Raw genomic sequence first — 22,595 nt, 5'->3', positions numbered from 1 at the left:
CGAAGCGATGAGACGAGGCCTATTTGTCACTTTCGAGGGATCCGAGGGATGCGGAAAATCGACCCAGATCGCGCGATTGGCGGAGTGGATCGCTTCGCGGGGCCTGGAGCCGGTCATCACGCGTGAGCCCGGGGGCACGCCCGCCGGCGACGAGATCCGCCACCTTCTCCAGCACGCCCCGCAAGGCCACGGACTTTCAGCGGAGGCGGAACTGCTGCTCTTCGCCGCCAGCCGCGCCCAGCTTGTGCGCGAGCTGATACGACCGGCATTGGACAAAGGTCGCGTTGTGATCAGCGACAGGTTTCACGACTCGACCACGGTTTACCAAGGTGTCGCGCGACGCCTCGATCCCGGCATGGTGACAACGATCAATGATTTCGCTGTCGGCGGCACCGTCCCGGACGTCACGTTCGTGCTGGACATGGACGAGCGGAAGGCGTTCGAGCGCTTGGCCAAGCGTGACCGGCCAGCCGACCGGATGGAGAGTGAACCCCCCGAGTTTTATCGCGCCGTGCGCGAGGGTTACCTGCGCGTCGCGGGACAAGAACCCTCGCGCTTCGCCGTCCTCGACGCCTCGGCGCCCGAGGAAAATATCGCCGCGCAAATCCGCGACACCCTGCTTGAACGCTTCCATGGCTTTTTTGCCCGCTGAAATTCTCGACCGTCTGCGTCGTCTCCACCAGGCGCGACGCCTGCCCCACGCGTTGCTCGTCACCGGCGAACCGGGCAGCGGACGCCGGCAACTCGCGCTGGACATTGCAGCCATGGTCAACGCCATCGGAATTGACAAAGTCGCTGGCCATCCGGACATCCATGTTCTCGAACCGGAGTCCAAATCGCGCCGCATCCTCGTCGACGACTTCCGCGAGTTCTGCCGGCCCTTTTTCTCCACGAGCTTCCGTGCGGGCGCCGTCAAGACGGGTTTGGTTTTCGATGCCGACCGCCTCCACGTCGCCGCCGCCAACGCGTTCCTCAAGACACTCGAAGAACCCCCGCCCGGGTGCCTGTTCGTGCTCGTCACTTCCAACCCCGGACTTCTTCCCGTGACCATCGTCTCGCGCTGCGCCCACTTTCCGGTGCGCACGGCGCAACAAAAGTCGCTCGGTGAAGCTGATGCCGAGATCGCGGCTGCGACGGGACGTCTGCTTGCTTCGCCCGGCCTCGGGCGGACAGGACGCGCCCTGCTTCTCGCGCGACACCTGCAAAAACTTTTGCGCGAGGCCCGGGAAAACATCGCGGACGAGACATCCGCCGCCTTCAAAGAGGAGAAAAAGCGCCTCGGCGACACCGCCGACGAGCAGTGGATCAAAGAAGAGGAGGCCCGGCTCAAGGCGCTGGTCGAAGCCCGTGCGGTCGCCGTGCGCCAGCACCTCGTCGCCGTGGTGGCGGAGAGAACAGCCGACGTGCTGCGCGCGCGTCACGGGGTCGGACACCTGCGCTTTCCGGCTTTGGCGCAGGAATCGCGGCAACTTGCCGCCACGCTTGACGATGCGGCGCTGTTGCGCGTTCTTGACGGCGCGGCGCGCCTGCGGCTTCTTTTGGACCGCAACGTGAAGGAGGACTTCGCCTTGGAAGCCGGTTGTCTCGGTCTCGCATGCCCATGAAAAAACGCATCGTCGCAAAATTCGGAACGGGTGTCCTCACGACCGACGCCAGCGGCCTGCAGCTGGACCGTGCGCAGTTCGCCCGCTTCGCGTCCGAGATCGCCGGGCTCGTGTCCGCCGGGCACGAAGTTATCGTCATTTCCAGCGCAGCGGTCGCCGCCGGCGTCGCGGCGCTCGGCCTAGGAACACGCCCGTCGTCGCTCACGGCCAAGCAGGCGTGCGCCGCAGTCGGACAATCCCAACTCATGCGCGCGTGGGAGGAAGCGCTGACCGCCCACCGGCTCATCGTGGCGCAGCTTCTGCTCACCCACGGCGACATCGACAGCCGCCAGCGGCGACGCAATGCAGAGAATACGCTTCGCGAACTTCTGAAGCACAGGAACGTTATACCCGTGATCAACGAAAACGATTCCGTGGCGGTCGAGGAACTCGGCCTCGGTGACAACGACCGACTCGGGGCCGAGGTTGCCGGGCTTTGCCGCGCGGACCTCTACCTCATCCTCACGCGCAGCGACGGGCTGCAGGCCGACGGGCGCCGCCTCCCGACGGTGACGGATCTTGGCCGGGCGCGTTCCCATGTCACGGGGGAGAAGGGAGAGCACAGCACCGGCGGCATGGCGAGCAAGCTGGACGCGGTCGATTTCGCCACTTCCACGGGCATCGAGACATGGATCCTCGACGGCAGGCAAGCCGGGCAAATGGACGCCGCGGTCGGCGACCGCGACGCGGGAACAAAATTCCCTGCTTCGAAATGACACGACGCATCGCCGCGATCGCCGCCACGACGTGGACCGAGCTGGTCAGGCTCAAGGTCTTTTACTTTCTGGTCATTTTCGCCCTGCTCGTAATCGGCAATTCGTTCTTTCTCGCACGTTTCAGCTTCGAGGAGGAGTTCCAGATGCTTAAGGATATCGCACTCGGTGCGATGGGCATCTTCAGTTCGCTTCTCGCCATTCTCGCCGCCGCCACGCTGCTACCCAAGGACATCGAGGATCGCACCATCTACACGATCCTCGCCAAGCCGGTGTCCCGGACTGAATACATCCTCGGCAAGCTGGGTGGCGTCCTGCTTCTCCTCACGCTCGCGGTCCTGCTCATGGGGGCGGTTTTCGCCGTGGTGCTCGTCCTTCGCACGCAGACCCTGCTTCATGCCGCGCAAATCGAGATGGCTTCGCTGCCGGCCGCCGAGTTGCAAAACGCTTTGGACAAAATCCGCTCGGCCGGCCACGACCCGGACCTGTTCGCCGCGGGAATCGTGATACTCGTCAAGGCGTGGCTGCTCGCGGCCCTCACGCTTTTCATATCCACGTTCGCCAGTTCGACGATTTTCACCACGATCACGGCCTTCGCCGCCTATTTTATCGGGCACCTGCAAGCCACGGCGCGGGAATACTGGCTCGCGGCCGGAGAAGGCGGATTCGGCACCAAAGTCCTCATGGCCGGCATCTCGCTCGTCTTCCCGGATCTGCAGGCTTTCAACCTCACCGACAGCATCGTGACAGGCGTGGACATCCCAGCGGGCTTGCTGATGAAAACACTCGCCCTAGGCGCGGCTTATATTGCCGTCTACACAGCATTGGCCGCCGCCGTTTTCCACAACCGCGAACTCTGACCATGCGCCCGGCGGGAAAATGGATCCTCGTCGCGGCGGCCATCGTTCTTTTCGGGCTTGCCCGGTTGCCGTTTGAGCGGTCGCTCGACCGACTGCAAAGAATGTCGGGCCTGCGTTCCGGCATTCCCGAAATCAGCCTGCGCGAGCAGATCGGGCAGCTTTCTTACGCCGCGGCCCTCGGGGGATTCCGCTCCCTTGTCGCCGCTTTCCTGTGGATCGATGCGCACACCGCGTGGGAACAGACCGCGTGGGGGCGCATGGCGGGCATCTTCCAGAGCGTCACGGCGCTGCAACCGCGCTCGCTCGTGTATTGGGATCTGTCCTCATGGCACATGGCATGGAATGCAGCCATCGCCGCGCGGGAGAATCCGCGTGAACCGAGCGAGTTGCTCCGCATCCGGGCCGAGCGCGAATACAAGCGCCTCGGCCGCGACTTCCTGGAGCGCGGCATCGCCAACAACCCGGACAGCTATCTGCTCCACGAACGCCTCGGTGTTATGCTGCGGGACAAGTTCTCCGATCATGCCGGCGCAGCGGCAGCGTTCGATCGCGCAGCGCAAATGGACGGCGCGCCCGCTTATGTGAAACGCATGGCTGCTTACGAGCTGGCCCAGGTGCCGGGCCGCGAGAAGGAAGCTTACGACCGCCTCCGCGCCATCTATGATCTGGGAGAGAGCGAGCGTCTGCCCCGAGTAATCACCCTGCTCGGGGAACTCGAGACAAAGCTCGGTGTTCCGCAACACCAGCGGATCCAGGATCCCGCTCCGGCGGATTGATCGCGGCAGCAATCAGCATTGCCAAGGCACGGTATCCGGCGGAATCTCAAGACACGCCCTTTCCATGCGCATCGCCCTTTTCGGTGACATCCACAGCAACCTCGAGGCTTTGCAGTCCGTCTTGGCCGACGCGCAAATCCAAGACTGCACGCACTACATCTGCCTGGGTGACTTGGTGGGCTACAGTGCCGACCCGGCGGCCTGCATCGAAACCGTGCGGGCTCTGGATTGCCCGGTCATCAAGGGAAACCACGACGAGCAGGCGGCGATGTCCGGCGCCGTTACAGGCTTCACCGACCTTGCCGACGTCGCCATCCGCTGGACGCGCCAGCAACTCGGGGATGAGGACAAAGAGTGGCTGCGGTCGCTGCGACTCCAGCGTGTGATCCGCGACTTCACCGTCGTGCACGCCACCCTCGATACGCCGCACAAGTGGGGCTACATTGTCACCCCCGGTGATGCGGCTGCAAGTTTCACCTACCAACACACGCCGGTGTGCTTCTTCGGCCATACCCACGAGCCCTTCCTTTACCGCACGGGCATCGTGGTGAAAAAACAGCTCTATGACACCGTGCGCCTGCACCCGGGAACGCAATACATGATCAACGTCGGCAGTGTCGGACAGCCGCGCGACGGCGATTGGCGTGCCGCCTACGTGATTTATCAACCGGAGACGATGGACATCGAACTGCGGCGTGTCCCTTACGACATCGAAACGGCGCAGCGCAAAATCATCGATGCCGGGCTGCCGGAGGAACTCGCCCACCGGCTTGCCGTCGGCAAATGAACCCTTCCCGCCTGCTGGTGCTCAAGCCCAGCTCCCTGGGCGATATCGTCCACACTCTTCCAGCGGTAGCCGCCCTGCGCGCGCGCTTCGCAAAGGCGCACATCACTTGGATGGTGAACCCCGAATGGGAACCGCTGCTCATAGGGAACCCCCACGTCGATAGCACGCTTGTTTTCCCGCGCGCGGAATTCCGGGGACCAGCCGGATGGCTGCGTTTCCGGCGATGGCGGGCGGACCTTCCGACAAAACTCCAACCCGACCTCATCCTCGACTTTCAGGGACTGCTGCGCACGGCGTTGACGGCGCAGGCGTTCCGCGGAACCCCTGTTTACGGAATGTCAGATGCACGCGAGGGCGCCCGCCTTTTCCACTCGAAAACGGTGCGCATTGACGCCGATGCGCACGCCGTCGAGCGCTACCTTGGGCTTGCCGCAGCGGTCGGAGCTACGATGGAAGGGTCGCCGGTTTTCAGCCTCCCAGCCGGCAGACAGCCCTCCGCCGCCTTGCCACCCGCACCGTGGATCCTTTTACACCCCTTCTCCCGAGGACACGGGAAATCACTCACGACGGAAAGTATCCGCGCTTTCTGCCGCAAGGCGGCCCATCCTGTCGTCATTGCCGGACGCAACGAGGCTTCCCTGCCGGGTCTGCCGGAAAATGCCGTGAATTTATCGAACAAAACCAATCTTGCCGAGTTGATCTGGCTGCTACGCAGCGCGGCCTTCGTCGTCAGCGTGGACAGCGGACCGATGCATCTGGCCGCCGCGGTCACGGACAAACTCATCGGCATTCACACATGGAGCGACCCGTGCAAAGTCGGACCCTATCGTCCGGGAGCGCATGTATGGAAAGGCGGCGAGTTTTTTCCCGCGCTCGATCCCGCGTCATCCCGGGCGAAATCGGCTGTCCCGGACATTCATGATGCGGAGACAATCGCCCGGTGGACAGCCCGGCAATTCAGCTAGGCGCCGGGCGGCGACATGGCGCGCCGCGAGATTTTGCGGCGGATCAGCATCAACGCCTCGCGCGCTTCTCCGACGTGGAGCAAGGCACAGACACCGAAGTAGGCGGCAGCACCGGCCGCGATCACCGTGAGAAGCGACCACGTGCGGTCCGTCAGTGACACCGCAGCCAGCCACGGCTCAAGCCTCAAGCGCCCTGCATGGCAGACCGCGGCCAACGCACCCGCGGCAACAATCATCTTCGCGAACGGACCGATCAACGACGCGGTGTTCATTCCTGCGGCAGCGCGGCGCATGAGCAAGTAGAGCATCAGAAAATTCGCCACGGCGGAAAGTCCGGTGGACAAAGCGAGTCCGCGGTGCCCCATTCCCATGCGGAATGTGAGCTGCCAGTTCAAGAGCACGTTGAGCGCGATGGCCACGAAGCTCACCATCATCGGCGTCCATTTGCGGTCGAGAGCGTAAAATGCCGGCGACAGAACCTTGATGCATGCGTAGGCCATGAGGCCCACCGCGTAAAACTTCAGCGCAGCACCGGTCTGGAGCGTGTCGGCGGGAGAAAATTTCCCGCGCTGATAAATGAGGCCGATGATTTCGTCGCTCATGAGGACAAGCCCTACAGTGGCCGGCAAGGTGAGAAAAAGGGCCAGCCGCAGCGCCTTGGACAATGTTGCGCGGAAGTGCGCCATGTCGCCGCCAGCCGCGATTTTGGAAACTGCGGGCAGCGTGACCGTGGCGATGGCCACACCGAATATCCCGAGAGGCAGCTGCATCAAACGGAACGCGTAGGACAGCCAACTCACGGCGCCATCGCCGAGATAGGAGGCAAACACGCTGTTCACCATCACATTCACCTGCACGGCACTTGCGGCAATAACCGCCGGCAACATGAGGACAAGCACCCGCTTCACATCCGGATCGTTCCAATGGAAGTCGAAGGCGAAGGAAAACCCGACCTTGCGCAGGCTCGGCAACTGAACGGCCAGCTGCAGAAACCCGCCGACAAGCGTGCCTATGGCGATTCCAACCAAGGCGCGAGGTCCGAAACACGGGTCAATCAGCCATGCGATGGCCACACCACCGACAATGGAACCGATGTTGAAAAAGCTCGATGCCATCGCAGGCATGCCGAAAACGTTGCGCGAATTGAGCATCCCCATCACCAGCGCCGCGAGAGAGACGAGCAAAATAAACGGGAACATGATGCGCGTGAGTTCAATGGCAAACGCAGACTTCGCGGGATCAAAACCAGGCGCCAGCAAGTCCATAAGCGGGCCTGCAAAAATAATTCCAAGCAGCGTGACGATGCTCATGAACACGAGCGTGAGGGTGGCCATCTTGCGCGCAAGCACCCACGCCGCGTCCACGCCCCTCTCCACCCCGATTTTGGAAAAGACCGTCACAAATGCCACCGACAACGCGCCCTCGGCAAAAAGATCCCGCAAGAGGTTCGGGGCACGGAAGGCCGTGATATAGGCGTCCATCCCCCGCCCTGCACCGAAAAGCGCAGCCAGGATCAACTCGCGCGCCAGTCCGAGCACGCGACTCAGCATCACAGCCAAGGCCACGATGCCGGCGGCGCGCGTGTTGAGCTTTTCCTTACTCATGCGATGCCGCCCTGCGTAGCCGATCCATGATGGCCATGCCCAGCCCGGATTCCGCAACCGTGCGGGCATAAATGCGTTTCACGCCCGATGAGTCGAGCCGACGAAGGGCCGAGAAGAACACCGGCGCCGCCTCCGCGGGGTCGGCCGGCAGATTTTCCAGTGCGGCAAATCCTGCCGTCCCCCCGCCGAAGGCAAGTAGCCCGCTTTCCGCCGCATCAGCAGGCAATGTCGCGCCCGGCGAGAGGATCGTCAGCGGGGTTCGCGGCGCATAATGGCTCTCGAGCATGCCCGGGGCAGCGATCGCAACGGCGCGTTCCGCATGCTCGACGCGGGCAAACTTTTCCAACTGCTCGCGAGTCACCGGCCCGGGGCGAAGAAGAACCAGGCGCCCGGCTTCCACGGCCACGATCGTCGATTCCAGTCCGTGCCGGCACGCCCCCCCGTCGACCACCAACGGAATGCGTCCGCCCAACTCCTCGACCACGTCCTGCGCCGTCACCGGACTGATTCTCCCGAAACGGTTGGCGCTGGGCGCGGCCACGGGATGCCCAAGCGCTGCCACCACCGCCGCCATCACCGGATGCGCACTGCAACGCAATGCGACGGTCGGCAGCCCCGAGCGCACAATGTCCGGAACCGTATCGTTGGACGGAAGCACCATGGTCAAGGGTCCCGGCCAAAAAGCCGCCGCGAGTTTTCGCGCGGCCTCGAGCACATCGCCGTCTGCGCATGACAGTTTTTCGATCCATTCCTCGCCGGCCACATGCACGATGAGCGGATCGAATGCCGGACGCTCTTTCGCGGCGAACACCTTCGTGGCAGCGGACGCATCCATTGCATCGCACGCCAAGCCGTAAACTGTTTCGGTCGGCACCGCCACCACGTCGCCTCGACGCAAAAATTCCGCCGCGTGCAAGGCCGCAGCGCCAATTTGCACATCGCCCAAAGCGGAGATGACCTCGGTTTTCATGGTGTCCGATGCGATACGCTGCCGGATCGCCGTCTGCTCGCCCGAAGTTTCTTGCGGCCTCCGTTCGACGACTGATGGCAAGCGCCGGCGAGGTGTTTTTGCGCAGACATCGCAGCCCGCGAATCATGACCGGGTTGATTACCTTTTCCAATATGCAATTGACGACCCCTCCGGCGCACACTCATATACGCAGCAGACGCGGAGAATCGCGTCAAGAAACCACCCCAGATGTATGTCCCGAGGAATTGTAAAATGGTTTAACAACAAAAAGGGCTTCGGCTTTATCACCGACCCCAGCGGCGCCAGCGCCGACATCTTCGTGCATTATTCGGAGATTCGCGGCGATGGCTACAAAACGCTGGAGGAGGGCGACGCGGTCGAGTTCGAACTCTCGCCCAGCGAGCGCGGACCCAAAGCCCTGAACGTCGTGAAAGTCTGAAAGTGTTTCGCAATCTGGTCCTCGTCGGATTCATGGGATCCGGCAAATCCAGCGTCGGCCGGATCCTCGCGTCGCTCACCGGCTACGCCCTGGTGGATACCGACACGCTCGTCACCCTGGAGGCCGGCATGTCGATCCCGGCGATTTTCAAACAGCACGGCGAGGCGCACTTCCGCGAGATTGAAACGCGCGTCCTCCGAAGCCTTGTCGGACGCCTCGGACTCATCGTTGCCACCGGCGGCGGCGTCATTATCTCCGCCGACAACCGCGCAATCCTTCCGCAGATCGGTCCGGTTGTCTGGCTCGACGCCACGCCGGAGCAACTGCACCAGCGCGTCAAACACAGCAAACGCCCTCTCCTGCGCACAGCCGATCCGCGCCGCACGCTGGAGGAACTTTACCGCGCCCGCGAACCTCTCTACCGCGAAGCCGCCACTGTCCGCATCGACTCCGGAAAACTGAGCCACCGGCAAACCGCCGAAGCCGTCCTAGCCGCCCTGCAGTAGAACCTGTCCCGACCCCCGCGGGGTGGCGCAGCGTGCTCGAGGATTCAGCGGACCTTCGACAGCAACCCCAGGGCGAGAAGCCCCGCGAGTTTCCCGGAAAGATTTTTTACCCGGGCAAGAAGGTCCAGCGCGCGTTGTTTTTCGAGCTTTCCACCGCGGCTTCGATAAACGCCATGCCGCGGATGCCGTCGGCGATTTTCGGATAGTCGAGCGCGGATGGATCCGGTTCGCGTTTTTCCATCACCGCACGGAGGTGGCTGGCAAAGTTGCGATAAATGTTCGCAAACGCCTCGAGGTAACCCTCCGGATGTCCGGGAGGAACACGCGTGTTTTCTGCCGCGGACTTGCCGAGGTAACCCATGCCTGCGCGCAGGATTTCGGTCGGACGATCCGGCCACTTGAGCAGAAGCGTATTCGGCTCCTGCTGGTGCCATTCGAGCCCGCCGAGTTCGCCATAAACGCGAATGTTCAGATTGTTCTCCTCGCCGACCGAGATCTGCGAAGCGTGCAGCACACCCTTGGCGCCGCCCTCGAAGCGCAGCAAAATATTGGCGTCGTCATCGAGCCGGCGCCCCGGGACGAAAGCCGTCAAGTCCGCGGCCAGTTCTTTGATCCGCAGACTTGTGATGTATTCAGCAAGGTTCTCGGCGTGCGTCCCGATGTCGCCGAGACATCCGGCCGCACCGGAGCGCGCGGGATCCGTCCGCCACGAGGCTTGCTTCTGTCCCGTTTCTTCCAAGCGGGTGGCCAGCCAGCCCTGAGGGTATTCGACGACAACTTTGCGGATCTTGCCGAGACGCCCAGAGCGGATGATCTCGCGCGCCTCCTTGACCAGAGGATATCCCGTGTAGTTGTGCGTGAGCGCGTAGAGCAACCCGGTGCGATCAAGCAAGTCGCCGAGTGCCCTGGCTTCCGCGAGATTGAAAGTCGCAGGTTTGTCGGAGACGACATGGAATCCGTGTTCCAGCGCCGCCTTGGCCGGCGCAAAATGCAAATGATTCGGGGTGACGATGGATACGAAGTCCATGCGCAAGTCCCGCGGCAACGCAGCCTCGTTGGCCATCATTTCTTCGAATGTTCCGTAACAGCGCTCCGGCGGCAGGAACAAATCGGCACCCGAATCTTTCGAGCGCTGCGGGTCGCTGCTGAACGCACCGCAAACCAGTGCGATCTGTCCATCAAGTGCCGCTGCCGCACGGTGGACAGCGCCGATGAATGCACCGCGGCCGCCTCCGACCATGCCCATGCGGATTTTGCGGGTCGCGGCGCTCATGACTTCTTCTTTTTGGCAAACGCCGCATCGAAAGCCACGGCGCTCGTCGGAAAATCGAGTTTGCGCGTGAAATCCGCCGCTTCAGTCGCCCCATGGATGCGGTCCATCCGGATATCTTCCCATTCGACCGAAAGCGGACCGTGATAGCCGGCGTCGTTGAGAGCGACGATCACCGCCTCGAAATCGATGTCCCCGCGGCCCGGCGAACGAAAATCCCAATAGCGACGCGGATCGCCGAAGGACAAATGGCCGCCGAACACCCCGCTATCGCCCGTCCCCTTGCCCCACCATACGTCTTTGATGTGCGCGTGGAAAATCCGCGGGCCGAAACAGCGGATGAATTGCACGTAATCCACGCCTTGATAGCCGAGATGCGACGGGTCGTAGTTGAATCCGAAGCGCGGATGGTTTCCGACCGCGGCCAGCGCACGCCCGGCCGAGGCGATATCGAAGGCGATTTCGGTCGGATGGACCTCGAGGCCGAAATTGACATCGACTTTTTCGAAAGAGTCGAGGATCGGACGCCAGCGTTTCCCGAAATCGGCGAAGCCTCTGTCCCAGTATTCCTGCGAGGTCGGAGGGAATGAGTAGATCGAATGCCAAATGGATGAGCCGGTGAATCCATTGACCGTGACCGGGTGTCGGCTCTTCGCATAACCGGGCTTCGTGTCGAAAAAAGCGCGCGCTGCCCTGCCTGCGGCGATCATTTGCTTCGCCGCGCGCCGGCGAACACTCTCAGGATCGCCGTTGCCCCAGACTTCCGGCGGTAATATGGCTTTGTGCCGCTCATCGATAAGATCGCATACCGCCTGGCCGACGAGATGGTTCGAGATGGCAAAGCAGGTCAGCCCATGGTCCGAGAGCAATTCCCATTTTTCGCGGACGTAGGATTTTGAAGACAGGGCGCGGTCAACCTCGAAATGGTCTCCCCAGCAGGCAAGTTCGAGGCCGTCGTAGCCCATGCGTTTGGCCAAAGGAGCGAGTTCGGCAAGCGGCAGATCAGCCCATTGGCCAGTGAAGAGAGTGACAGGTCTTTTCATGGGAGAATTCAGTGGAATTTGGCGGGAATGGAACACACGACTTTCTCACTTTTCGCCGCCAAGTCGAGAACGAGAAGCGGTCGCCTTGTTCACACGATTGCGGCGGCCGGCACTGCTCCGTCCGTCTGCCGCGCGACAATGTTGGCGTAGTAGCACCCGCACTTGGTCTGCAGCAAGCCGGCTGCTTTTGCGGCAACCTAAAGTCAGCGGAAACCCACGGCGGAACGTTCCGCGGCCGCAGAGTCCTCCGGCAAAGGCTCAAGCGGAGGCGAATTCGCGCAGACGTCGGGGATACGGACCGTCGAGCGCGCCCATTTGACGCCATTGGTGATGACGCGCTGCACATTCGCGTCGTGATAAGTCGGATAAGTCTCGTGTCCTGGACGGAAATAAAACACCCGGCCGTTTCCGCGTTGCCACGTCGCTCCACTGCGGAATACTTCGCCGCCGGTGAACCACGAAATGAAGATCAGCTCGTCCGGCGCGGGGATACCGAACGGCTCGCCATACATTTCCTCGGCGGGAATCTCGAAAAATTCGCCAAGCCCGGAGGTGATCGGATGGTGCGGCGCAACATTCCACACGCGCTCTTTGTCGGTCGCTTCCCGCCATTTGAGCGAACATGTCGTGCCCATGAGGCGTTTGAAAATTTTCGAGTAATGGCCCGAGTGCAAAGCGACAAGTCCCATGCCTTCGAGCACGCGGCGGTGGACGCACTCGACCACCGCATCAGCGACATCCCCGTGCGCCATGTGCCCCCACCAGACGAGAACATCGGTTTTTTCCAACCGGTCCACGCAAAGGCCGTGTTCCGGTTGGTCCAGCCAGGCCGTGCATACCTCGAGTTCCGGATCTTTGCGCAAAAACGCTGCAATCGTCTCGTGCATGCCGTCGGGATAAATCGCCGCGACTGCGGGGTTTTTCTTCTCGTGGCGGAATTCGCCCCAAACGGTGACGCGGATGCTCATGGATCGGCAAAAATCAATGCAACTGGCGGATTTTGCAATCGCAACTGCCTATTCGCGTGAAACCTGCAGAGGTCCACCGTAGACAGAGCGGTGCGCCTGAAAGCCGGACTTCATGCTTGGCGTTGCTCCACCAACTGCCGGGCGGCACGGGCGTTGGAAGCGATCGTCGCCCAATCTTTGGCTTTGATAGCATCGCGCGGCGCGATCCAGGACCCGCCGATGGCAGCTATGATTTTGTCGCGGAGATACGCGCCGGCATTTTTCGGTGTCAATCCCCCGAGCGGTATGTAGCGCAACCCAAGGTGCGCGTAGGGCGCAGCCATGGCAGCAAGATAGGGCAATCCGCCGAGTTGCTCGGCGGGAAAGAATTTCAGCAAGCGGCAACCGTATTCGAGCGCCGTCTCGATATCGCTCGGCGTGGCCACGCCGGGACCGAAAGAAAACTCAGCCTCCCGCGCGGCCGCAAGTAGGCGCGGATTGCAACCCGGCGACACCCCGAACGCCGCTCCGGCTTTGCGTGCGGCATGCAACTGCTCTACCGTCAGGATGGTGCCGATGCCGGCCGTCATTTCCGGCGCCTCGCGACGAATCTGCACGAGCGCCTCGATAGCCGCCGGCGTGCGCATGGTCAGCTCCATGACATTCACGCCACCTTCAAGCAGCGCCCGGGCCAAAGGGACTGCATCGCCGACATCATCGACCACCAGCACCGCCACGACGCCGGCTTGCGAGACTTTTTCGGCCAGCACAGGATCAAAAAGCGGAGTCGTCATGGCCGGACTCTGCCAACTGAAAGCCGGCACGTCGAGCCGGCAGGCAGCACCCAACCCCGTAAATGCAGCACCGCAGCGCCTTCGTAAAAAGCGATCTGCCAAAAACCCGAGGCCAAGTTTTACCCGAGTGCCCTATGCGCGGAACAGATCAAGTGTCCCGAAGTCGCGTCCAAGCACAGGCTTCGAAGGTGTAGCCAGCCAGCGCTCGAGAATGGTGGCATAAACTCGACGGAAGTCCGTGCCATGCACCAGATCGCCACGGTATAGCTTGGTCAGACTTGGATGCTCGCAATGGATTCCGGCTTTCACGCCTCCGCCAAAAAGAAACAGAGGCGCCGCCGCTCCGTGGTCGGTGCCATTGCTCGCATTCTGCGCAACGCGCCGACCGAACTCGCTGAAGGTCAGCAAAGTCACGCGATCGAAATTCCCCTGATCTTTGAGGTCGCGGCAAAAAGCGGCCACCGCCTCGTCGAACACGCGAAGCTGCCGGTCGTGGGCGCCGGTCTGGTTCGCGTGCGTGTCGAAACCTCCGAGGGAAACATAGTAAACGCGCGCGGGCATGCCGCCACCGATGAGCTGGGCCACGAGTTTCAGGCGACGACCGAGATCCGATGCGGGATATTCCTTGCTGCTGCGGGCTTTCCGCAGAATGTCCTGCACTTGCGCGGAAGACGCCGCTGCGTCCAGCGCGGCACGCTGGAGAAAATCGGCAAGGCCGGTCTCGGGCGCTGACGATCCGAAAAGCATGTCAATCGAGCCACCGTCCGGCGCTGCCTCGTCATCGTCAGGCTCGGCTGGCGCCGGATCCATGCCTTGCTGGAACCGGTAGTCCTGCGGCGAGCCGATGGCGATGGCCTTGCCCGACTTGGACCGCAAGGCCTGCGGCAACTGGTCCGCCGTGGCGATGGCCTGCCCGGGATCTTCGCCACTGCAGGCCGCATCGCAATAACGGCCCAGCCAGCCGTATGTGTCCATCTTGTCGGAATCGCTCGCCGTGTGCCAGATCTCCGTCGCGCGAAAATGAGAACGGTTCGGGTTCGGATAGCCCACACCCTGGACGATGGCAGCGCTGCCCTCGCCGAGCATCGACGCGAGATTCGTCAAGGACGGGTGAAGTCCGCAATGGTCGTTCACGCGGAGCACTTTAGCCGCCGGGATCGCCAGTGCCGGGCGGGCGCTGTAATACGCGTCGTCCGCGAAGGGCACGACCGTGTTGAGTCCGTCGTTGCCTCCTGCCAACTGCATCACGACAAGGATCGTGCTGTCCTTGCCGGTTGCCGTGGAGAAACCGGTTTCCGCCGACTCGAGCAGCGCGGCGAATGTGCGGTCGATGAAAGATGGAACCGTCGTGGCGACTGCGCCCCCAAGCAACGTGGTGCGCAGGAAGCGGCGGCGCGTGAAAAGATGTTCGTTCATGGCGTTTCAGCAGAGGTTGTATTCCGGCGCGGCAAGCAAAACCATCGACGCCTCGCGCACGGTCTCATCCGTGCAAGGGAAGGCCTTTTTCTCCAGCACCGAGCCGAGGTGATGCCGTGTGGTCGTAGACGGCGCAGCAGCGAGAAACACCGCCTCAAGCCGCTTTTGCAGCGCGTCGGCGGACACGCGCGCTTCGGGCGGCGCGACATTGCGCCAAGCCAGTGCGTCAAGAGAGCTTTCGCCGATCTCTGGCAGCGGAGGTGCGACCGAAACGAAAAGGCGGGCGGTGTTGCTCCGGCGTATCAGCGTGGCACTGTTGATCCACGCCGCTCCACCATCCCACCCTTTGACGCTTGGAGGTTGAAAGAGCCTCTGACCGAGGTCGGAGACGAGAGGCAAAGCAACTCCCGGCGGCAGCAGTTGCCGTCCCAGCTCGGACGAGGCCTGCACAAGCCACTGCACGGGACTTTTCACCTGCGAGGAGCGAACTCGGTCCGAGTAGAACTCCGGGTGCGTGAAGGCAAAGCGCAGAAACTTGCCCGTGTGCAGCTTCTCCTCCCCGTAGCGGGATGCCAGAGCAGGGGCGAGCTCCGGCGAAGGTGCCCTTCCCGCGTAGAACTCCCAAAGTTTTCCCGCCAGAAATTCTGCGCAGCGCGGCAGTGAGCACAACAGGTCGATCGTTCCAGCGGCATCGAATCGTCCGCGTTTTCCGAAAATAACTTTCTCTCCGCTGTCGTATCGCCGCGGCACGAAATCCGCCTGCCCATTGTCGCGGTGCACCACCCAACCGGTGAAAGCGCGGGCCGCCTCGCGAATATCATCCTCCGTGTAGTTCCCTTCCCCGAGCGTGAAAAGCTCCATCACCTCGCGCGAGAAATTCTCGTTCGGTGCTTTCGCTTGGTTCTGGCGTCCGTCGAGCCACACGAGCATTGCAGGGTCGCAAACCATGGCCTCGCACAAATCCCGGAAAGGACCGCTGCCGAGTCGCCGCAAGGTCTGATTTTGCAACAGCATTGCATGATTGCAGCGCACCTTGGTCTGGCTCGTCGCGAAATGTCCGTGCCAGAAAAGTGTCAGCTTCTCGGACACTGCTTGCCGCGGATCCCTCATGCGCCGCAACCACCAATATTGGATGTCGCGGAACGCTTCCATCTGTTGGCGTTTGAAACGTCGAAACTCCTCGTCTTTCCCGTTTTTGCGCGCCTGCCGGAGTCTTCTTTCTTTCTCCCGCTCTGCCGGATCGGTTGCCGGCGCATCAAGACCGCCTTCGCTGGGTTGGAGCAGATGGTCCACTGCCCCCTCCATCCCGAGGGCCTCGAGTCTGGCCGCCTCCTCCGGAGTTCCCCCGAAGCCAGCCCGCCGCAGCAAATGTGCTGCTGTCCGCGCGTTCCACTGCACTTGAGTTGCGACAGCCATACGAGTCCTTTAACCCCGCACCCGCGCGTGCGATGCGGAAAAAAGTCAACGGCTCTGGTATTTGTCGCGGCTTGTTCCTTTATCGAAGGATTGACGATGCGAATCCGGGCGCCCCAATCCCTCCGATTTGCTTTTCAAGGCATCGGCGCTGCGTAGGCTTACGGGCGCAATGGGTTGCGGCGGCACAAATCCTCCGGCCGCGCGCATCTGCTGCGGTGCATGTGGACGCCGGGATTTAACCGCGCGGCGAAGATGGCCTCGGAAGAGCATGAACGCGAAGAAGCCGAGCGGAACAGCGAGCAACACACCCGCAACCACCCACAGCCACGAGGGCACGCCACCGCGCACACCGTATTGGACGAACAGTGTAGCCAGCAGGCCGATGCCAATCAGCCCCACAAACCAAACCAAAGGCGCAATCGCCGAGAGAAAACGACGCTCGTGCTGACGTTGGATGTAGCGCGGCGATTTGGAGCCGGTGTTCACAAGGGGGGAAACGTGACTTACCAACTGGATACACGATTGTTTAACGGGCGCAAGCCGTGTTCAGACTGCCCGCACAATCGTCGCCCGAAGCAAAAGTTTGCGGGCGCGGCCGCCGCGGGCTAAATAGTCCCCAGTTCATCACGACCATGACCCTCAAATCATCCCTGCCCCGCCCCGCCCTCCGCCGCAACGCCTTCACCCTTATCGAACTTCTCGTCGTCATCGCGATTATCGCTGTTCTGGCCGGCTTGGCGTTTCCGGCAGTTCAAGGGGCGCTTGAGCAAGGCCGGAAGGCCCAAGCTCGCAATGACCTTCAGCAATTGGTCACAGCCATCAAGGCTTATCAGTTGGAGTATGGCAAACTGCCGACTGTCGCTGACAAAGGGGAGTTTGAATCGGATAATAACAGGCTGGTAACTGTTTTGCGCGGTGTCGCAAATGAGGGTGACGACAAAATCAGATTCAATCCGAGAATGATCGCTTTTTTTGAGCCTAAAGTTTCAAACGCTAAAAAAGGTGGAATCGGACCGGATGGCGTATTTTATGACCCTTGGGGACAACCTTATAAGATCAGGCTCGATGACAATTACGACAACGCAATCAACAATTTCTACTCTCAAAATGCGGGTTTTGCGAACCTCAACTATTCCGTGATTGCAGCTTCAGCTGGTCCAGACAAAACGTTTGGATCAGGTGACAAAAACTCAGGGACCGCCAAGGACGACATCATTTCTTGGCAATAGGCGACGCGGAACCGCAGGCGCACCATGTCCCTCTGATAGCGCACTGAAGATTGCGGAGCATGACGACGCGTCCGTCCGCTTATCCCCGTCGCCTGCGCGCCCTTCAAGGAAAAGACTTTCTCTTATTTCTTTGGCAACGATTGCGTTTCCGGTTTTAAGCTTTCGAGCAACTCGTTCCGTTGCTGGTCGGCGTTTATCGCCAAGACATTCGGTCGCCCCGGCGTTTGCGGAGAGTCGAAAAATATCACATTGCAGTTTTCGCCCGGCTTGGCCGCAAGGCCGGAAAGCGTATGCAGATCGCGGTCCCCGAATTTTTTGTCCTGAAAGAACATTTTAATCTCTTTCTCTCCCGGAGTGATGAAAAGCTCTCTAGGCAGGCCGGGTTGCAAATTCCCAATACTTTCCCCGCCGATAGTCACTTTTGTTTGGTAGCCGCCGATCGTTGAAACCAGTAGAAGCCTGGCCATGCCACGCCTTTTTTGGTTTTCCAACAACGGGTAGTCGCGCAGCACAAGAGCCCGGACATCCGACTTGTGGCCGATCATGCCGGAGATCACCACTGTGCAGAAAGTTCCCGGCGGCAAGTTGGCCGGAATTCGTTCCAACACCTCCGGACTTCCGCGCCTCCGGACTTCGAGTGTTCCTTGCCCCTCTGCTTCGACCGGCTGCATGAGGGAGCTTTCACCGACACGCAGGTCCGTTACCAAGGTCGCGCTCTTGAAAGTGACATCCAGCGAGGCACGCCAACGATCCTGCAAATCCGTGCCGCAGACGTTCACGAAAGAGGCGTAGGCCGTTTTCCGCGGATCAAGCTGGCTCCCATACTCCGGCCGTGCCTCCTCCCGCGCTTCGGACAGGCCCGGGCACGCAAACGCCATGGCAAACCATATGGAAAAAGTCAGCACGCGCGGGAAAGAGGCGTTTTTCATCAGTAATTCATCTCACGCAGCTTGACGAAATTCCAACGCTGCGGCGCGACACGCTCGAAATCGCTGGTTGCCTCGGGGTATGTCGGCGCGAGATGAACCAGCAATTCTTTGACTGCGGTCGAGGAAACTTGGAACCTGTCACCGACGAATCGACCTGATTGGCCGATCGAAAAGACGGTAAAACCCAGGCTTTGGGTCGTGAGAAGGTTCGCACTGCGGCGAAAGAACTCCTCCTTGCCGGCATCTGATACCGGCGTGGTGGTGTTCGTCATATCCACTCCCGCCACCAAATTGGTTCCCGCATGGAAGGCTGACGCCAGGGAAACGTCACCCAAAGAAACCAGGCCGGCAGCATTGGTCGCTGTCGCGAGGAGATTCGGAAGCAAAGCATTGCTGTTGATCGTTTTTCCGCCCAGCGCTGCAGACGCTCCACTGGCGGGATTGGTCTCGAAAACAAAGCCCTCAGTCAGGGCTCTGAAAACAAACCCGCCATCCCTCACAAGGGAGTTCGGGTTCACGCGCCCACGGTCGTTCGTGCTCGTGGTAAAAATATCCGCAAGAAGGAAAGCGTTTCGCAGGTAGTTTGTATTTGTGACGAAATCGGAGCCGCGCCCACCGAGCCAATTGGCATATTCGCCGGTTCCGTTGCCCGCACGATTGTTGGTTCCTGCGTCGGACTGGCCCAAGCGGAGGGTCGCGCCGTGCGAACGATATCCGGCAAGCGAGTGCCGCGACGGGTCATAAACGAAGCCCAGCTCGCCGACTGAGAAGAGCGGGCGGTTGGCGACAAAATGATTGCCGGCGGGGTCGGAGGTGTATTCCTTCCAACCGCGGCGCCATCTGGAGACGCCAGTGGCAAATCCCCGGTCGCTATAATTAAAGTTGAGAGAACCCAAGGTCAGACTGTTTGAGTTTGCGTTGAATTTGCTCTGATAAACCGCTCCTCCCGCCGCAGTTGTTCGCCAGGTGCCCCCGGTGTTGTTCGCTAGAGATGAAATCTCCATGTTCGCAAGAAGGTCGCCGCGACTGAATCGCGCCTCCGTATCGGCGTCGCCTGAAGTGTTCCTTGAGAAAGTCACAGGATCTGCAGGGAAAGTCCAATTGTAGACGGGGTTGTCAGCACCCCTTCCTATGAATAAACGGTCAGCCGTATAAATCTTCGGCGCGATATCGTAGACCCCCGCACTGGAAGCAAACACCAAGCGCTCTTCCGCGTCCGCGTAAGGCATAGCCGAGCTCTTGCTGGTGAAAACATTGTATCTGGGATTACCGGACACGGTTATCTCCTGTGTCGTCAACTGATAGACTTCATCGACGCCAGCCATGGGTATAGACGCACCACCGGGATCGAAAGTATCCCAAGTGCCGGGACCGGTGCCCCGCGTCAGCCCGTAAACAGTTCCTGCAGCGATGGCAATGGGCGTGCTGTCAGTTGTCACAACCGCGTAGCCATTGGGAGGAATTTCAAAACTTGATGGCAAACGCATAACCAAGTCGGGAGGACGAAGCGGGATGTCCATCCAGCCGCCTGCACTGGGCTTTCGCTCGGTCCAGCGCTCGCGCTGGGTCAAAAGGATATAAGGATCGTTAAGGTCGCTATACCGAACTGTGCGACCAGTAGGATTGTGAAGCTCGACATAGTGGGCGAATTTCGCGTTTAGCGACACAGTTCCACCTGCTCCAGCAGCAGGATTTTGGGCTGTTATAACGCAGAGATACTCCGAAAGAACAGGTGCACCATCCTTACCCACCGCTGGTATATCGTGAAGTGTCAGACTATTTCCGAATGGCATCAAACTTCGCACGCTCAACACATTCGTGGCCACCGAAGTCGCGCCAAACGCCGTGACAACGGTCGCGGCATTGTCCGCATCAACAAAATCCCGGATATTTGCGGCAATTTTGCGGACATAAAACTCCCTGTCATCCCCCGTGGCATCGGAAGCCGAGCGTGCACCAAATTCCGGAAGATTATTAGTGATGGCTTCCGTGATTGAATCCATCTCCTGCTGGATACGTGCCGCGTCGGTTGGAGCAGCCGCTATAACCGTATTCAGATTCAACTTCAGCTTCCCGTCGGGAGCGCGGCGGTCGTGATATGCCGCTGTGGTGATATATGGCCGGAGCCTATTCCAAACATCGCTGTCATTGATGGGGGCTGCACCTTCAACCAGCGGAAAGCGAAGCAGGCTTTTGTCCCCAAGAGTTGAGGCGGTCCGCTTGAAGGCAAGAAGGTTATCCACTTGGCTCTTGCTCAATAATCCACCGGAGACACCGACACCGCCCGGCGAGCTATTGGTTAAAAAGGACAGGCTGACCTCCCCCAAGTTCGTTCCGTAACTCCGAGGAAGCGCGCTGTTCCACGGTCCGTTGGTGTTGTTGCCCGCAATTCCGACATCGAGCTTGCTGCACTCGTCGTCGGTCCAATACGCAAAACGGCCTACGATCTTTCCTGCATTGTTGCTCAGGTAGATCCAGTTGACGGGAATGGCCAAGCGCGTGCCGTTGGTTGTGAGTCCGACAAGCCCGTTTGTCATCACCTGCCAAACGCGATTGATATCAACCGCCAGGTCGGTGGGGTCGGTGATGTTCCGCGAGACCGACTCTCCTTGAATCTCATCGTTCAGCGTGCGCGCGTTCGTGTCGATGAGCGAAGCGTTGGCGGAATCGAAATACGATTCGGTCGTGAAAGCGGAACTGAACAAAGGATATCTTCGCGTGGCAACAATTCCTTCGTTCAGCTGTCTCTTCGCAAAGAAGAGGTATGGAGAGGGAACGGTCGACGCGGGGTTGCGGGCGTAGATAGTGGCATAAGGTCCGTCAAGCGTGGTTTGCCACAAGCTTGCCAATGCGGACTCAGCCCCTGCCTCAGCGGCAAGTTGCGCCTGCAAATAGTCGGACACAATCCGCGTGGTAAAACGCTCGGTTGTTGCCGTCTGGCTGAAAGCCACCATGACCACCGCCAAAACGGCAATGACGATCACCGTGGTGACGAGCGCGGCGCCGCGCTTTTGGTCTGCTGCCTCGCCATCTTTCATGGCTGTGGATCCGGGAGGTCAACGCGGAAGGAAAACAGTGCTGCACCAGGCAGGAGCGCGTTCGTGTTTTCCAACAAAGCAGCATTGGTCGCGGTCTGAGAATCCACCGCGGCGAAGTTGAACTCGATCATCGCCGGACAGTTCCCCGCGCTATAGGCGCAGGAAATGGGATGCAGGTTTGTATCCAGAATCACGAAATTGCTGTTTGTGACGTATTGGCCCAGCGCCATCCGGCGCACGGCCTGACGATTTTCAGGCAGCAATGCACTTGCAACGAGTTGGGCACTGTTTGTCGAAGGCGCGGGAAAAGAGCCCGCTTGGAGAACTGCCAATGTTTCTGCACTGCCTTTGAAAGAGCGCATTAACCGGCGCTCCCCGGGAACCAACGCGTAATCGATAAAACAGATGTCCCCTGCATCCGAGGGGTTTGTCTGGTAATCCGTGGGCAGCAACGCCAAGAACTGAAGATGAATATTAGCGCCATTGCTCACCACGCGGGGCCAGAGCGCCGGAGAGCGGGGCATCACGACATTGCGCAAATCCTGCATCAACATCAACTGAAGGGCGCGACCTTCGCGATCAGCGCTGATTTTGCGTTCGCCCGTCCGCCACAGGGAAAGGGTTGCGCCCATGGTCCCGAGCAGAATCATCATAAGGATGCCCATAACAGCTGAGGCAACCAGAACCTCAACCAGCGAAAAGGCCTCGCTGCTTGCATCATGCGGACGCCTGCCATCGCAACGTCCGGATCTCTGAAATTTCGTCACGGCTTGTATTGGAGTGTCGAAAAACCCACCACTGTGGATCTGGCCCTGGGCACGGCGGCGGGCGCACGAACTTGAACGTCCACCCGGTATAGGTCGTTGTTCACATTCGTGGCAGAAAGTCTCGCGAGGAACAGTATTTCGTTAGCCGTGGCGCCGGCCGGCATCTGACCGCTGTCCCATGCCGCGGCGGGATCCCCGGCACCCCGCCCCTTGCACCACATAAAAAATGGAACGCTCGTCTGGGCCGGATAGCCAACAACCACAGGCTCCGCCTTTAAGTCCACGGCCTGCAAGTTGTTCGCGTCGAAAAGATCCGGGCCGGCCCGGAGAAGAACATTCGTCATGGCTGGCGCCTTGCGAACCGCGGCAAATAACTCCTCTGCGATCATTGCCGCCCGTGTTTCAAGCGCGGACTCCGACCTCATTTTCATTGTTGCGGGAAACATGCCGACAATCGCAACCACAACAAATGCGAAAAGGCCG

23 protein-coding genes are annotated in these 22,595 nt (G+C 60.6%); 10 read left to right on the top strand and 13 right to left on the bottom strand.

Features of this window, described 5'->3' with window-relative positions:
• Window positions 1–7 precede the first annotated feature (7 nt).
• The 7 genes from tmk (at window position 8) to FGM15_01340 (ending at window position 5,744) form a co-directional block, all read left to right on the top strand.
• The gene (tmk, locus tag FGM15_01370; protein MBU3664516.1) at window positions 8–652 is read left to right on the top strand and encodes a dTMP kinase; all 645 of its coding nucleotides are present in this window, start codon (window positions 8–10) and stop codon (window positions 650–652) included.
• Entirely contained in the window at window positions 633–1,604 is a 972-nt protein-coding gene (locus FGM15_01365) for a hypothetical protein (protein MBU3664515.1), read from the top strand. Before tmk ends, FGM15_01365 begins: the two co-directional genes overlap by 20 nt.
• Window positions 1,595–2,359 carry a glutamate 5-kinase gene (gene proB / locus FGM15_01360; GenBank protein MBU3664514.1) on the top strand — a complete coding sequence of 255 codons (765 nt, stop codon included), beginning with the start codon at window positions 1,595–1,597 and terminating at the stop codon, window positions 2,357–2,359. The genes FGM15_01365 and proB overlap by 10 nt, the downstream gene beginning before the upstream one ends.
• Entirely contained in the window at window positions 2,356–3,216 is an 861-nt protein-coding gene (locus FGM15_01355) for a hypothetical protein (protein MBU3664513.1), read from the top strand. Before proB ends, FGM15_01355 begins: the two co-directional genes overlap by 4 nt.
• Before the next feature lie 2 nt (window positions 3,217–3,218).
• Window positions 3,219–3,992: a hypothetical protein gene (locus tag FGM15_01350; GenBank protein MBU3664512.1), complete on the top strand. Its 774-nt coding sequence runs from the start codon at window positions 3,219–3,221 to the stop codon at window positions 3,990–3,992.
• 64 nt (window positions 3,993–4,056) lie between these two features.
• Complete coding sequence (locus FGM15_01345; protein MBU3664511.1) at window positions 4,057–4,779, top strand: metallophosphoesterase family protein; 723 nt, start codon at window positions 4,057–4,059, stop codon at window positions 4,777–4,779.
• Complete coding sequence (locus tag FGM15_01340; protein MBU3664510.1) at window positions 4,776–5,744, top strand: glycosyltransferase family 9 protein; 969 nt, start codon at window positions 4,776–4,778, stop codon at window positions 5,742–5,744. The genes FGM15_01345 and FGM15_01340 overlap by 4 nt, the downstream gene beginning before the upstream one ends.
• Here the strand turns inward: FGM15_01340 and murJ are convergent.
• The gene (gene murJ, locus FGM15_01335) at window positions 5,741–7,348 is read right to left on the bottom strand and encodes a murein biosynthesis integral membrane protein MurJ (GenBank protein MBU3664509.1); all 1,608 of its coding nucleotides are present in this window, start codon (window positions 7,346–7,348) and stop codon (window positions 5,741–5,743) included. The two genes, FGM15_01340 and murJ, sit on opposite strands and share 4 nt — an antisense overlap.
• The gene (locus tag FGM15_01330) at window positions 7,341–8,318 is read right to left on the bottom strand and encodes a threonylcarbamoyl-AMP synthase (GenBank protein MBU3664508.1); all 978 of its coding nucleotides are present in this window, start codon (window positions 8,316–8,318) and stop codon (window positions 7,341–7,343) included. Before FGM15_01330 ends, murJ begins: the two co-directional genes overlap by 8 nt.
• A 232-nt stretch (window positions 8,319–8,550) precedes the next feature.
• Between FGM15_01330 and FGM15_01325 the strand changes: the two genes are divergently transcribed.
• Window positions 8,551–8,757, top strand: a complete 207-nt coding sequence (locus tag FGM15_01325; GenBank protein MBU3664507.1) for a cold shock domain-containing protein — start codon at window positions 8,551–8,553, stop codon at window positions 8,755–8,757.
• A gap of 2 nt (window positions 8,758–8,759) precedes the next feature.
• Complete coding sequence (locus FGM15_01320) at window positions 8,760–9,263, top strand: shikimate kinase (protein MBU3664506.1); 504 nt, start codon at window positions 8,760–8,762, stop codon at window positions 9,261–9,263.
• Between the two features lie 106 nt (window positions 9,264–9,369).
• On the opposite strand, the gene FGM15_01315 is transcribed toward FGM15_01320, so the two are convergent.
• From FGM15_01315 to FGM15_01285, 7 genes are all read right to left on the bottom strand, one after another.
• Window positions 9,370–10,509, bottom strand: coding sequence for a Gfo/Idh/MocA family oxidoreductase (locus FGM15_01315; GenBank protein MBU3664505.1), 1,140 nt, complete (start codon window positions 10,507–10,509; stop codon window positions 9,370–9,372).
• A gap of 23 nt (window positions 10,510–10,532) precedes the next feature.
• A complete protein-coding gene (locus tag FGM15_01310; protein MBU3664504.1) occupies window positions 10,533–11,576 on the bottom strand; it encodes a sugar phosphate isomerase/epimerase in 1,044 nt (347 codons plus the stop codon).
• Window positions 11,577–11,779: 203 nt separating this feature from the next.
• Window positions 11,780–12,544 (bottom strand): trehalose utilization protein ThuA, encoded by a 765-nt coding sequence (locus FGM15_01305; GenBank protein MBU3664503.1) that lies wholly within the window; start codon window positions 12,542–12,544, stop codon window positions 11,780–11,782.
• Between the two features lie 110 nt (window positions 12,545–12,654).
• The gene (gene eda / locus FGM15_01300) at window positions 12,655–13,317 is read right to left on the bottom strand and encodes a bifunctional 4-hydroxy-2-oxoglutarate aldolase/2-dehydro-3-deoxy-phosphogluconate aldolase (GenBank protein MBU3664502.1); all 663 of its coding nucleotides are present in this window, start codon (window positions 13,315–13,317) and stop codon (window positions 12,655–12,657) included.
• Window positions 13,318–13,449: 132 nt separating this feature from the next.
• Window positions 13,450–14,733, bottom strand: a complete 1,284-nt coding sequence (locus FGM15_01295; protein MBU3664501.1) for a DUF1501 domain-containing protein — start codon at window positions 14,731–14,733, stop codon at window positions 13,450–13,452.
• A gap of 6 nt (window positions 14,734–14,739) precedes the next feature.
• A complete protein-coding gene (locus FGM15_01290; protein ID MBU3664500.1) occupies window positions 14,740–16,149 on the bottom strand; it encodes a DUF1800 domain-containing protein in 1,410 nt (469 codons plus the stop codon).
• Between the two features lie 45 nt (window positions 16,150–16,194).
• Window positions 16,195–16,635: a hypothetical protein gene (locus tag FGM15_01285; GenBank protein ID MBU3664499.1), complete on the bottom strand. Its 441-nt coding sequence runs from the start codon at window positions 16,633–16,635 to the stop codon at window positions 16,195–16,197.
• A 146-nt stretch (window positions 16,636–16,781) separates the two neighbouring features.
• On the opposite strand from FGM15_01285, the gene FGM15_01280 reads away from it, so the two are divergent.
• Window positions 16,782–17,378, top strand: coding sequence for a type II secretion system protein (locus FGM15_01280; GenBank protein ID MBU3664498.1), 597 nt, complete (start codon window positions 16,782–16,784; stop codon window positions 17,376–17,378).
• A 122-nt stretch (window positions 17,379–17,500) separates the two neighbouring features.
• Here the strand turns inward: FGM15_01280 and FGM15_01275 are convergent, their stop codons facing one another.
• The 4 genes from FGM15_01275 to FGM15_01260 all read right to left on the bottom strand — a co-directional run bounded on the left by FGM15_01275 (window position 17,501) and on the right by FGM15_01260 (window position 22,501).
• The gene (locus tag FGM15_01275) at window positions 17,501–17,938 is read right to left on the bottom strand and encodes a hypothetical protein (GenBank protein ID MBU3664497.1); all 438 of its coding nucleotides are present in this window, start codon (window positions 17,936–17,938) and stop codon (window positions 17,501–17,503) included.
• A 368-nt stretch (window positions 17,939–18,306) separates the two neighbouring features.
• Window positions 18,307–21,345, bottom strand: coding sequence for a hypothetical protein (locus tag FGM15_01270; protein MBU3664496.1), 3,039 nt, complete (start codon window positions 21,343–21,345; stop codon window positions 18,307–18,309).
• Window positions 21,342–22,202: a prepilin-type N-terminal cleavage/methylation domain-containing protein gene (locus FGM15_01265; protein MBU3664495.1), complete on the bottom strand. Its 861-nt coding sequence runs from the start codon at window positions 22,200–22,202 to the stop codon at window positions 21,342–21,344. Before FGM15_01265 ends, FGM15_01270 begins: the two co-directional genes overlap by 4 nt.
• Window positions 22,109–22,501, bottom strand: coding sequence for a hypothetical protein (locus tag FGM15_01260; protein MBU3664494.1), 393 nt, complete (start codon window positions 22,499–22,501; stop codon window positions 22,109–22,111). Before FGM15_01260 ends, FGM15_01265 begins: the two co-directional genes overlap by 94 nt.
• Window positions 22,502–22,595 lie beyond the last annotated feature (94 nt).

This window comes from Chthoniobacterales bacterium (assembly GCA_018883245.1).
Classification (GTDB): Bacteria; Verrucomicrobiota; Verrucomicrobiia; order Chthoniobacterales; family JACTMZ01; genus JACTMZ01.
The sequence above is the reverse complement of the archived record's forward strand: the minus strand, read 5'-3'. Positions and strand labels throughout refer to the sequence as shown.